The organism is Leucogemmata humicola (assembly GCF_055379415.1).
On the sequence record NZ_AP040875.1, the window covers coordinates 833255 to 846855 of the forward strand.

Sequence of the window (13601 nt, forward strand, 5' to 3'; positions counted from 1 at the left end):
CTACTCCGCGCGTAACGATATCATTGGGTCGACCCGCGTTGCGCGTCGTGCCGGCGCCAGACACGCAACGATCGTTGCCGCGATGAGCGTGCCTGAGCAAAGCGCGATCACGACGGGATCGCGCGGTGATACACCGTAGAGCTGGCTCGCGATGAACCGCCCAGCGGCAATCGCGATGATCAGACCGATCGCGACACCGATGAGCGTCATCCCGAGCGCGCCGCGGAGTACCATGCGAATTACTCCAGCGTTGGGCGCTCCGAGCGCTTTGCGAATTCCAATTTCGTGCGAGCGCTGTGCAACGACGTACGACAGCAGTCCATAGAGACCGATCGCCGCGAGACAGAGGGCCAGAACGCCGAACGCGGTGAACATCGACGCGCCGAGACGCCAGGGTCTGAGTTGTGGCCGCAGCCGGTCGCTCACAGGGCGAATGTCGACCCAGGGCAGGTTGGGTGACACCGACAGGATGGCTTGCCGCACAGCAGGAATCGCCGATGACGGGTCGCCGCTCGTGCGCACTTCCAGCATTGTTACCGCAAGACCGCCCCACGATTCGAAAGGCACATAGACGACAGTGCCCTTGTCGCCGATGATCTGCCACAGGATCGTATTCTTGACGACGCCGACAATCTCCGTGCACGTCTCGTCACTGCCGAGATACACGCACGAGTCGAGCCCATTGGTGCCTGGCAAATATTGCTTTGCCGTCGATTCGTCGACGATCGCAACGTGCGCGTTAGGCACGTGATCGGCAGCGATAAAGTACCGTCCGCGAATCAGCGCTGTCCCCATGGTCTCGAAGTATGCTGCACCGACGCCGCGCATGAATGGCACGGGAGAACCATCGCGAGGCGTATCGCTGAGGTGTCGCTTTATACTGACCGCGGAGCCACTCGCCAGCGGTTCACCTGCGGTCACCGTAGCGTTCACAACGCCCGGAATTCGACGAACGCTCTCTGCCATCGCCGCATAGGTCGCGTTCACACTCGCCCGGGTATTCGAATCCCTCGACAGCATGCGTGCGGAGCCGAGGTCGGCGTTCACGTACAGTACGTGGTCAGTGTCGACTCCCAGGTCGATTGCTTGAACATTTCGAAGACTGACGACGAAGAGCCCAGCACCGACGAGCAACAGCGTCGCGAGCGCAACCTGACCGCCGATCAATACGCGCTGCAACATCAAGCGATTTGGACCGCTCGTCGATCGACCGCCGCCGAGCAACGGACCAAAATCGCGTCGCGCTGTGACGAGTGCAGGTAGAACCGACGCGAGAATTCCTGTTGTCAACGCGATCACCGCGGTGAACGCGAGAAGTCGAAGGTCGAACGCGCTCTGCGGCGCTGCGTTTGGCAGCAGGAAGGTGCGAATGGCCTGCGTGCTCCACCGCGCTACGATCAGTGCGCACAACGCCCCCAGCCCGGCGAGTAGCGCGCCCTCGACGAGCGCGTGCCGCATCACGCGCCAGCGCGTCGCGCCGAGCGACAGACGAAGCGCAACCTCGCGCGACCGTGTGAGCCCACGAAGCAACAGCAGGTTTGCGACGTTCGCCGAAGCAATGACAAGGACGAGTAGGGAGACGACGCCAACCCAGAGCGAGACGCGCGCGTCAGCGTCGCTCCCCGGAATCCGCGCAGCGCTGATCGGCCCGATCGCAGCGACTGATTTTGCGAACAGCTTGGCGTACCCTGGCGAATCACGCCAACTGTTGCGATAGGCCTGTGTCGCTTCCTGCTGAACGGCAGAGAGCTCGACGCCAGTCCGGCGCTTAGCGATGATCTGCAGCCAAAAATTCCCCGCGGTGGGCTCGACGGCCATGGGGTTGACGAAGCGCTTCGCCGAGCCGATCGGCAGCCACAAATCCACGCGATCGAGGTCAACGCCGGTGAATCCCTCCGGTGCAACTCCAACGATTACATACGGTGCACCGCGTACGTCGATGGTGCGCCCGAGCACTGCCGAGTCGCCGCCATACTGGCCACGCCAGGCCGCGTAGCCAAGCACAGCGATTCCGTCTTCGCGTTCCTCACTTGGCAGAAAGAATCGGCCCAACGCTGGACGAACACCAAGCATGGTGAACACGCTTGGTGTCACGAGAACGGCAGGGATCTGGCGAGCGTCAGCACCGCGGCTACTCGAAAGCTTCTCCGCATCGAATGCACCGACTGCTTCGAATGCGCGTACACCATCGCGTAGCTCGGTGTAGGTCCGATACCCCTGCTTCGTGGACGTGTACATCTCACCGGTCGGCCCACGAGACTGGAAATAGAGACGATGGATCCGGTCGGCGTCGCGGACGTGCGCAGGGGTTCGCAGTAGCAGCGTATCGACTGCGCTGAACATCGTCGTGTTGGCGCCGATACCCAGTGCCAGCGACGCGACTGCGATCGTCGTGAATCCCGGAGTGCGGCGCATGCTGCGAAGGGCATAACGCGCGTCCTGGGCAACGGACTCGAGCCGCGTCCACGGCCGCGATTCATGAAAATGCTCACGCGGCGCGGTCATATTCCCGAACGCGCGGCGCGCAGCGAAGCGGGCCTCGGCCTCGCTCATTCCGGCGTTCACGAGTCGTTCCGTCTCCATGGCGATGTGCGACTCAACTTCAGCAGCGAAGTCATCGTCCGACCGCCGCGACAGCCATCGTCTCCACTGACTCCATCGCATCGCGCTACTCTCCGCTGAGCTTGGGGCCGAGTACGAGTGCGACGGCTTCGGACAGCCGCCGCCACTCTGTTGCTTCCTTCACGAGTTGCTTTCGACCAGCGGCGCTCAACTCATAAAACCGCGCTCGCCGATTGTTGTCCGACACGCCCCATTCGGCGCGTATCCAGCCCGCGGCTTCGAGGCGCTGCAGGGCAGGGTACAGCGAGCCGTGGTCCACGAGTAGCGCGCCCTGCGACGAGTGCTGGATGGCGAGCGCGATGCCGTGCCCATGGTGTGACCCGAGCGCCAGGGTGCGCAGAATCAAAAGGTCGAGCGTTCCCTGGAGGAGCGCTGTGCGTTCACGTTCGTTCTTAGGAGACATTCTACCAGACGATACGATCGCTCTGGTAGAATGTCAACTAGAGAGTTGCCTGGTTAGCGTTCTAGAACGCGCAGCGACCGGGTCAGTCGCAGGAACTCTGGCAGCCCCTGGAAATGATCGATGTGGTCGGGACCAGCATTGCCGGCGAAACCCAGAATATCCAGGCGACCCGACTTCACCTCGCTGAGCTGCTGCATCCCGCCAGGACCCCACTTCAACACCGGTGTGCGTCGCAGGCCGAGCGCCGAGATCATATAGTCGGTCGTCTCAGTCGTACTCGCGAAGGTGCCAGGAAAGATCTCCGAGTGCGTGATCACGAGGCGCTTGTCGCCACGCATTGCTGCGCGCGCGAAGCGCGTGATTGCGACGAGGTTCGTCGAGTCGAGCACGCCGCCTTTTTCGACCACCGTCCCCTCGGGTACGTACGACGTATGCAGCCCGTCGAGTAGAAGTACGGCAGCGACGTCGCGAAAATGGCTCGAGTCGCGCAGGATCGCGCGCACGGCGCCGTGCCCTGCGCTGAATCCCACGAGCGTGACATCTGTAAATCGAACCGGATGCTTGAGTCCGTCCACGAGCTCACGTCGAATCGTTGCGAGCAACGTGTCATACACCGCTGGTTCGCTGAACGCGCGATCATACACGCCCGAGCCGGCGCCGAGCGTGAGAACGGCCACGGCGTTGTCGTTTCCAAGCTTCGACACCGCAAGTTCCGGCACGAACGCGGCGCCGTGAAAGAACACGACGAGTCGAAGTGTCGTTGCACGCTGTGCGGCGACGGGTACGAATACTTCGACCGGCTTGCCGAGTGGACCGTCGAACGTGCGGCGAAGGCCCGGAATCTCGGTCGGTTCGATTCGCGTGTGCGCACGCGAGTGCTCAACCATCGGCGACGCGTTCTGCGATGCCGCAGGAACAGGTGCCTGCGCGCTGAGTCCCCGACTCATGGCAATCGCAATTGCGATTATTGCGTGCACGCCGGGACGCATTGTCTACGCCAGATTCATTTTGCGAAGCAGTGCGGTGAATCGCGGATTCCCGTGCAACGCAGTAAACAGGAACGATCCCTTGATTCCGTAGACGGCTCCGGCGCGATCATTGTACGCGCGCTCGAGGTAGTCCATCGCGCGATCATACTCGCCGAGCCCCGTGTAGACATACGCGAAATGGTATGGCGAGACGTGGCCTCGTGTTGCCCGCTCATCGAGCCGCGATAGGATCTCGCGCGCCTCGGCTGAACGGCCGGCCATTCCATATACCTGGCCGAGCTGCGCCAACCAGATTGTGGAATCCGGTTCGAACGAGACGGCCGTCTTCAGGTGCTCGAGTGCCGTTTCGAACTGATCTTGCTTCGCATACGCCCACGCGAGCGTCGCATGCGCTCGCGCGTTCGTCGCATCGAACTCGATCGCTTGCTCGAGAACGGGGATGGCGCGGTGATACGAGCCCGCGCGCAGGTGAGCAGTCGCAATATCAATCTTGTGCGCGAGCGGATCGAGATCGTGCGCCCGCTTGCTCATCTCGATCGCTTCGTCGAAACGTTGCAAGGATGAGCACAGGCGTCCGTATCGATCGTATGTATCCGCGCTACCGGGCGTCAGCTCCAGTGCACGCTTGAATTCGATTTCGGCGCCGGTCCAATCGAAATCGTTGACGAACTTCACGACGCCGAGCGCAGTATGCGCCTCACCGAGATCTGGATCGATCGCCAGCGCGCGCAGCGCGGCCGACCGACTTCGTGCGTACGCCTCGGCCGACGGGACCGCGCCGCTCTCCGCCAACTCGTTGTATGCGAGCGAGAGGCCGACGTACGCGGTTGCGTAGTTCGGGTCCTTTTCGACGGCACGATCGAAGTACTCGATGGCCTTGGTCAGCCCTTCCGTTGTGTAGCGAATGTAGCAATGCCGCGCTTGCAAATAGAGCTGATACGCCTCGACGTCGGCTGTCGGTTCCTTCTTGATGCGCGTTCGTTCGTCCTTCGCCAGCTCGGCGCGTAAGGCGGACGCAATCTGCAGCGCGACGTCCGTCTGAATGGCAAAGATGTCGGTGAGTTGGCGATCGTACGTTTCCACCCACAGGTGCCGATCGGTCTCGACGTCGATGAGCTGCGCCACGATGCGCACGCGATTCCCCGCGCGGCGTACGCTGCCTTCAAGGATCGTCGTCGCCTCCAACGCAGCGCCGATTTCGCGCAGTGTCCTGTCTCGCTTCTTGAACTGCATCACCGACGTGCGCGAGATGACCTTGAGCGACCGAATCTTCGATAGCTGCGCGATCACGTCCTCGGTGATGCCGTCGGCGAAGTACTCGTTCTCCGGGTCGGTGCTGAGATTCAGAAAAGGCAGAATCGCTACCGATGGAGGCAACTGCTCCGTTGCGCCAATGTCGATGAGCGCCTCGGCGATCGCCGCCGCTGACTCGAATCGATCGATCGGATCGGTGGCGAGCGCTTTCGAGATGGCGCGTTCGACGCGCGTGGGCACTTCGCTGCGCAGCCGTCGCACCGATGGTGCCGGCGTGGTCAGGCGCTTCGCGAAGACCGCTTGCGCGTTCGGACCTTGATGCGGCAATTCGCCAGCAAGCATCTCATACAGCACGCAGCCAAGACTGTACACGTCACTGCGGGCATCCAACACCGGTTCGCCAATCGCCTGCTCGGGACTCATGTAGTCCGGAGTGCCGAGCAGCATTCCCGTCATCGTGAGCCGTCCGGTGGACGCCGGTTGAATACCCACCGCGATACCGAAATCCGCGACGAGCGCCTCGCCCTCGTGGAGCAGAATGTTCTCGGGCTTGATGTCGCGATGGATGACGCCGTGTGAGTGCGCGTACGCGAGCGCTGACGCAACCTGTCGCGTGATCGTGAGCGCTTCGCCGATTGCCAGTCGGCCTTCTCGCATCAGCTTTTGTCGGAGTGACTCGCCTCGCACGAACGGCATGACGTAATACAAAACGTCGTCGACCGCGCCGGAGTCATACAACGGCAGGATGTGCGGATGGCTCAGCCGTGCTGCGGTCTCGATCTCGAGAAGAAAGCGCTCGGCACCGATGCTCGCGGACAGTTCACGACGCAGCACCTTCACCGCGACTTTGCGCCGATGCTTCTTGTCGTCGGCCAGATACACGGTCGCCATACCGCCGTGGCCGAGCTCACGCTCGATCGAATAGCGATCCCCCAATGATGAACCGCTCAACAGCGCCTGCTCGAACTCCATCCGGGGCTCCGCTATCCGTCTAACCGTATGTTTCTGCGAGCCTTAAGCTGCAGCATCCCGCTGCGATCGTCAACGTAAGAAACGTCGCGCGAGCTGTTCGAGCCGGTCGTCTTTCGTCCGCTCCGCCTCTGCGAGAATTTCCTCAACATACGGACGGAGCCGAGGTTCGCCCCAGTAGCAGCCCGTCGCTCGTTCGGCGAGCTGAGTTTCGTTGACGCGTGCAGCATCTAGGAGGGCGCGCGCGGCCGCACGTTCGAAACCGGGATCGTCCCGCTCGGGAAGTCCATAGTTCCGGCGAGGCATCTCGCCCTCGGCGTCGTCTCTCAAGAATGCGCGTGACATGACTCCCCTCCCGTTCAACGAGCGCCGGCGTCCAGAAGCCGAAAGTTAGTCCTAGAAACGCCACTCGCGAACGATGAACCCGCCGTACGCCTGGACGATTCGGTAGGGCTGGGAGGTCAGCCTTGGCTCGAGGAGAAGCAGGCGCGGTGAGACGTTCGCGTTGAACTGCCACCCGTCGGCCGTGCGATGCTCGACGCCGGCACCGGGCCGGCCGGCTTGCGTCTGCACCGTTACAAACGTCCGTGGATTCACGTACTTGCCCGCCTCGAACTTCGTCGACGTGAATAGGTTGCCGACGATGTTGCCCGACGGCGCATCCGTTGGAGTGATGTCGAACATGTCAGTCCCGAATGCGCGACCGGCCTGCAGCTCGAGTTGGTTGGCGGCGACGCCGAGCGCGACGCCAGCCAGACGACGCGCCGCGACTTGGGCACCGACGCCGAAGAGATCGGACGTTGCGGCCGACCCGGCGATGCTGGACGATCCGTTGGCGAGCAGCGACGTCGCCGATTGGCCGAAGGCCAGGAGGCTCAACAACTCCGACTGGGTGCGCGGCGGCTGCGCGTCGCTCTCGAGCGACAGCGTCGGTTTGCGCAGGGTTCCGCCAATTAGAACTCTAATGTTGAGCGCGCCGCGAGACGGAAGCAGCACCTCGTACTCACCAGTCAGCTGGAGCGTTGGATTCAGATCCGGGCTGCCGATGAACGTGGCCGACCCTCGTTTGATCTGAAAGCGTTTGCTGAAAAAATTGTATTCACCGCGATCGGACGTCACCACGCCCGTGAGCGCGAAGGATTCCTGCTCAGCGTGAATGAGGACGGGTTCGTCCGTGTACACCTCGACATTGGCTTCGCGGTTGCGCACCCAGGTGTTGTGCCGAATGCTCAGGCCGATGTCGATACGCAGATTCGCGAGCAGTGGCGACTCGGGCGGGAATAGATCGCGATCCGAGACGATTGCCGTGTCGATGACGTTGAACAGCGCCGGATCACCGGGGCCGATTACGTGTCGCCCTGTTGGTTCTGGCGCGTAGATGACGCCCTGTGTCACGACGACCGCCCCGCTCAAATAGGCTGAGCGGAACGGACCGCTGAGCGCGAGTCCGGCATCGACGCGAATTCGGCCTCGATCGTTGTGCAATAGCTCAGCGCCGCTGGACGTGAGGAACAGATTGAACGTCGGCTCGCGCCAATTCGCCATTCCAAGCGTTCCGTGCAGTCGCACCGGTCCCTTCGCATTTCCGGCGACCGAGTCGACATAGACCGTGTCGTTCGCCATGTGCACGGCGCCGTAGATGCCGTCGATCGTCGCACCCGTTACCGCGAGCGTCATGGTACCGTGTTCGAGCGCGAAGCCTCCGGCGAGAATTGGGTGGTCGAGCGTTCCGCGCACGGTCAGCTTTCCGCCCGCTCGACCGTGAACGTTCGACACACTTTGTGTGAATTCTGGAATCAACTCGACGGGAAGGCTATCGGCGACGAGATCGATCGACATCTCGTCCTTGAGCAAGCGACTTCCTGTCACTCCGGTGATGGCGAGATTGATCGGGATGTGCCCGTCCACTGTCGCCATCGACTGACCGTTCTTTCGCAGCAGATCCACATGCGCGACTACGGCGCGATCGGCGTAGCCCACACGTCCGCTCAACTCGGGAAGCGCTGTCTTGTTGTACATGCCGTTCGCGAGCGCGAACGTTCCACGGAACGACGGCGTACGTAGCGTGCCTGACAGCGTTCCATGCAGCGTCAGGTTGCCGCGGACGTCGAAATCGGTTTGCAGAATGTCTGAGAGATTGCTCACCGGAAATTCCACGACATCGAGCTTGAAGTCCGCCGAACCCTCGGTGGGCAACAATCCGTTGGCGTAAATGCGTCCGTTCTCGCGATTGCGCAGTTCGAAGTCGGAAACGACGACGCCCGTCTCTCCCCATCGCACCGACGCCGGCCGAGGCATGGACCAGAAGGTCGTATCGAAACGGAAGGTGAGATTAGAGAGGCGTGCTTCCTTCCGATTCGGAAAGAGACCGTAGTCGCCCTTCACGCTGTACTCGCGATTCTTGTCTTCCACAACGACCGCTTCGACGCGTCCGCCCGTCGGAGAGTAGGTGGCGCGTACGTTCACCGTGTCGAAGGCAAAGCCCATGGCGCTCACACTATCCGCATCTATGCCGACGGCGATTTTGGCCTCCGGCGAGCGCGCATTCATCCAGGCGTACTCGCTCGCAAAGCGACGAACGAAGTTGCCGCGCACGAGAACCTTCTCGCCATTCGCTCGTCCGCGAAGATCGAACTCGTAGATGTTGCCGCGAATCGTCCCCTCGGCGCGCGCCGACCCTGACAGTGTGTCCGATGGAACCGATTTTGGCGCGTTCACCGCGAGCTTTGGCCCGGGTTTGCCGCTGATCATTCGCTCCATTTCCGTTGCGCGATCGATGCGCGCCGAATCGGCCTTCGCGCGTTGAATCGCGCGCGCGGTGACGCGCGGACGCGGCGCAATCGGTGCCTTCGCCATCGTCGATTTCGGGATCCAGCGATTTAGCGCGCCGAGCGAATCGACGACGACGCGATAAGTGAGCGTGCCCGTTTGCTCACGCGTTATTCCGAAGGTGCCAGACGCCGACGCCGTGGTGTTCGAACCGGCCGCGTACAGTCGCTTGATCTCGACGAGTCCATTGTTGAGCGACGCACGCACCGACGCAGTGTCGACGCCAAGCGTGTCCCAGCGCGACGTTGCGAGATCTGCGTCGATGGTCGACTGCATTGTCTTGGGATCGAAGCCGCGACCCTTTGCGGTGAGCTGCGCCGTGAGCGACGTGACCGGTGCCTTGGTCGTGATCTCGCGCAGGTTGAGCGTGTACAGATGCGCCGAGAAATCGTACCCCTTTTCGCGACTCGCGACGTCGAAGGTGCCGCGCGTCGTGAAGCGTCCACCATCGGGCAGACGCAAGTCGGCCACCGCGCGCAGATCGCTGAGCGATCCAGTGAGATGGATAGGCCCGGTCGCATTCCCGTGCAATCCTGCCGCGGGGAAGAAACGTCCGACTTCGACGAGCGACAGCGGTCGTGCAACGACGTCCACATCTATCCACGTGCCGCCGGACAACCGCACTGTAGCAGTTCCACCCACGATCGACCGTGTCCCGCGATCGTGATGCTCGATGTCGCCCACGACCGTGAGCTGCCGATCCGAGGATCCGTTCAGTGTCACCGTGCCGATCACGTCGCCGCTGATCGGCAGCGAGGGCATCCACGTCCGCGCGAGATCGACGCGCACAGGGAGCATCTGCACGCGGAGATTGGTTGCGCGCACGGAGTGGCCAGGAAAAGCGACGTGGCCCGCCGCGATCACTCGGCTGCGGCCGGCGCTCACGTCGTCGAAGGTGACATCTCCGTCGAGCGCGAGCGCGTGCACGCCGCCCGTCACCGAGGCGCGACCCGAGAACGTTCCGCGGCGCGGCGAGTGGAAATTCGGAATGAGCTGCTCCATCGTGCGCGTCTCTACGCCGGTGAAGCGCACATTGGTGTTATGAATCGAGATCGAGTCGTCGAGCGTAATGCCGAAGTCGCCCATCATGTGCGCCTTGTCCAGGCGAATGTCGGCATTGGTAAACTGGTAATCCGACAGCGATCCGACCCAGGTGAGTTTCAGATCGAGCTTTCCGTGCCCACCCTCTGGCAGGCGAGGATACACCCAGCGCATGTCCGCGAAGCTCGCCGGATCGCTATGTAGCTTGAGGTGAAAGTCGCCGCTCGAGAACGAATACACGCCGTCCCCGGTTGCCTTGGAATGCGGAAGCGCTGCGTACGCGCCCTTCCACCACGCCGAGTCGGTGTTGAATGCGACCACACCTTTGACATCGCGCACGATCGCTGCCGGCGGCTGGAACGGATACGCGCGCATCGACGCCGCTGCGATCTGCACGAACTGATGGTCGAGTCCTGGCTCGGCGAGCAGAAGAAGGGGGACTTCCGCCGACACCGAGTCGAGGCGAATGATTTTTTGAAATCCGCTGCCGCTGCGTTCGACGACGAGACGTTCTTTGCCCGATAGCGCCGCCCGAACCGCGCTGTCGCGCGCCGCTGCACGCAGCGTCGAGCGAGGATGCCAGGGCGACCGCACGATCAGCTGACCGTCGATGACTGTCGAGTTGCTGAAGCTCAACCAGTCGCCCCAACCAGCCTGCGCGGACGGCGCTTTCGGTGTGGTGCTCTTTGGGAAGATCCGCTGCCAGTTCCATTTCCCGTCGGTCGGTCGATCGAGCACGACCACCGGATGAATCACAGTCGCGTTCTGAATCCAGATTCGCTTTCGCAGCAGAGAAAGAATCGAGTAGCTGCCCTGCACAGACTCGGCGCTCACGAACGGATTGCCTGCGCTGTCGGTGATGGCGACGTCGTGCGCCGTTAGACCGACGAGCAGATTGCCAGACAGACTTCCGATGCGTGCGTGACCGTGAATCGCGCCATTCACTGTTTTCTCAGTGAAACGACGAACGCGCTCGCGTCCCCAGTCGGTGCCGGAGAGAACGATGACGGCGAGTGCAGCGAGCGAAACGATGATGGCGAAGAACGTCAGGCCGGCAAGCAGTCCCCATACCCACCGATGCCTGCGTCGTTTCGGCGGGATCACGGCCACCGGCTTCCGCTCGGCGGGCGGTGTTGGCCAACCACCATCGCTCCGTGCGTCTTCGGACGGGTGATCTTCCCGTCTCGCCACTAGTACGCCTCTCCGATCGAAAAGTGGAACGTGATGCGATCGAAGAGCGAATTGCCCGGCGAGTAGTTTCTCGAGACGCTCAGTGGCGCGATCACCAGTACGCCGTTCTTGTCGCGCACTGTGGTGACTACGCCAAGCGCTTCAGTTCGCGCCGGATTATAGGCAAAGTCCAAGCGGATCGGTCCGAGGCTCGATTCGTAGCGCAGTCCGACGCCCGGTGTGATTGCCCCCTGGCCTTTGATGATGCCCGCGATCGACTGCAGACCCTTGATGTCGCCAGACCCAACGACGCCTCCATCAATGAATCCGGCGGCCGCGAAGTGTCGGAACGTTTCACCGAGCGGCAGCGGAACTCGATACTCGACACTTCCCTCGAGCAGAGACGTGCCGCCGAGCGGCTGCGGGAGAAAATCACTGTTCCGCAGATTGGGCGAATTGGGGTCGCAGTACTTCACGGCGTCGACGGTTCCGCCGCAAATACCGCCGTTGATGCTTCTCGCGTGGAGGAGTAGTGTCGAATCGTCGATCGTCAGAATGCGTGGACCCAACTGATTCTCAGCGTAGCCGCGAACGGAGTTCGCGCCTCCGGCGTAGAAGCGTTTTCTGGGGTGGAGTACGCCTCCCTCTGGTCCCGACGAGATCGCGCGGACGACTCCAAAGCGAAGGTGCGCCGAGTACACGTTGCGCGTTCCGCTCTTGTGGCCGTATGCAGCGGCGTCGAAGAAGATGCGGTTGTATCGGAAATCAGAAAGTGTGTATGCTGACGCGTGCTCGAAGTCGAGCCGGGCGACGTAGCCTTTTGTCGGCGAGAACGGTGCATCAGATCGGTCGATGAAACCGGTGAGCGTCAGCGGCGACAGCGATTCGTGCGAGCGTAGCGAACCGATCGTGAGCGTGTCGCACACGCCATAGTTCACGCAGAAGTACGTGTCGCTCGCCTGTACGCGATTGAGCTCGTACCGGTAGCTCACGCTCGCTGGTGCACGCGGCCTCACTTCGTGGGTGAACGTCACCTGCCCGCCGTACCCGTGATCGATGAACACGCCAGGGTTGATCGTGCGGTGCGTGAATGCACCGATCGCCGCCGCGTCGCTCGGTCGAAGAAACGCCGGTTTCTTGAAGTCGACGCTGGCGTTGTATGTCGGCTGCAGAAAGGCCGACACGTTGCTATCGGGCACATCGGCCGCAACGTTGCGGAACGGACCGCGCCCGGAGAGCTGCGGCGCGAACAGATTACCGACCGTGGCATCGACGTCCAGTCGCCGCGCGCCGCCGAGGAAGTTGTAGTCGGAGTAGTGCGACTGAAATTGGAAGAAATCGATGTTGTTTAGGCCGGGGCCGAGTCGCGCTTCGTGCATCGGCGCCTCGGTGACGTCGATGTCGACGTTCTTCACGCTGTCGCGTTGAGGCGGCACTCCGATCGCCGCAAGCCGAAACAGGTTGGACTCGTACAGATTTCTCTGGCTCTCGAGCACGTCGGACATGCGGTACAGGTCGCCTGGCCCGAAGGTGAGCGAATTCTGAATCGTTTTCGTCGCGACCTTCTGGTTGCCAGCGATCGTGATGCTCCCGACCGTGGTCTTTCGGTTCGGCGTGAGCGTGAGAGTGACTCCGGCGAGACGTGACGCCGTATCGACGGCGACCGTCGTGTCGACGACCGCGTCGCCAAAGCCCTGATCCCAGAGCTCGTCCTGGAACATCACGCGCATCGAATCGAGGCGGATCAGATCGAGCGGATCGTTCGGACGCAGCAGCGTCAGCCGATTGCGCGTCTTGTCGCTGATCAGCGCCGAGTCGTAGACCAGGAACACGTCGCGCACGCGCGTCGGCTCGCCCTCGTTCACCTTGAAGGTGACCTGGACTTTGTTGGTGCCGCGCGGTGTGACCGCGGTGTCGACCTCCGTCGACCGGTATCCGCGCTTCCAGTAATACAGACGGATGCGCACGATATCACGCCGCAACTCGTCCTCGTCGAGGTAATGCTTATCCTCGAACGTGGGCGAGTTCGTAAATAGGCAGACCACCTCGAGAATGAGGTTTCTGCACGCGGACGCCTGGGTCGAAATGCTCTTTTTCAGGTCATGAACATCGACGTGTTTGGCTCCGTCGATGACGAGCTTTCGAATCTCAGGCGAATCACGTTGACCGTCGTGAGTCTGCGCGCCCAGCGCCGTGGGAAGCGCCAGCGCGCACGCCCACGCAAGGAATAGGCGACGTCGCATGACGCCGCACTCTGAAGCAAGGCCTAGACCGCTTGATCAGGACGGTCGCGGCCGGTTGTCACGCAACCGGCGTTTCGCTGC

The 13601-nt window shown here is 62.2% G+C and carries 7 protein-coding genes; all 7 read right to left on the bottom strand.

Translation table 11 applies throughout. The features are described 5' to 3' along the window. Positions 1-2664, bottom strand: a complete 2664-nt coding sequence (locus AC6H4Z_RS03470; protein WP_497545349.1) for an ABC transporter permease — start codon at positions 2662-2664, stop codon at positions 1-3. Positions 2665-2668: 4 nt separating this feature from the next. Next, complete coding sequence (locus AC6H4Z_RS03475; RefSeq protein ID WP_497545350.1) at positions 2669-3025, bottom strand: PadR family transcriptional regulator; 357 nt, start codon at positions 3023-3025, stop codon at positions 2669-2671. A 53-nt stretch (positions 3026-3078) separates the two neighbouring features. Beyond that, positions 3079-3972, bottom strand: a complete 894-nt coding sequence (locus AC6H4Z_RS03480) for a hypothetical protein (RefSeq protein ID WP_497545351.1) — start codon at positions 3970-3972, stop codon at positions 3079-3081. A gap of 45 nt (positions 3973-4017) precedes the next feature. Then, positions 4018-6240, bottom strand: a complete 2223-nt coding sequence (locus AC6H4Z_RS03485) for a protein kinase domain-containing protein (RefSeq protein ID WP_497545352.1) — start codon at positions 6238-6240, stop codon at positions 4018-4020. 69 nt (positions 6241-6309) lie between these two features. Continuing rightward, positions 6310-6582, bottom strand: coding sequence for a hypothetical protein (locus tag AC6H4Z_RS03490; protein ID WP_497545353.1), 273 nt, complete (start codon positions 6580-6582; stop codon positions 6310-6312). A 51-nt stretch (positions 6583-6633) separates the two neighbouring features. Next, the gene (locus AC6H4Z_RS03495) at positions 6634-11298 is read right to left on the bottom strand and encodes a translocation/assembly module TamB domain-containing protein (protein ID WP_497545354.1); all 4665 of its coding nucleotides are present in this window, start codon (positions 11296-11298) and stop codon (positions 6634-6636) included. Continuing rightward, on the bottom strand, positions 11298-13520 hold the full coding sequence (locus AC6H4Z_RS03500) for a BamA/OMP85 family outer membrane protein (protein ID WP_497545355.1): 2223 nt from the start codon (positions 13518-13520) through the stop codon (positions 11298-11300). Before AC6H4Z_RS03500 ends, AC6H4Z_RS03495 begins: the two co-directional genes overlap by 1 nt. Positions 13521-13601 lie beyond the last annotated feature (81 nt).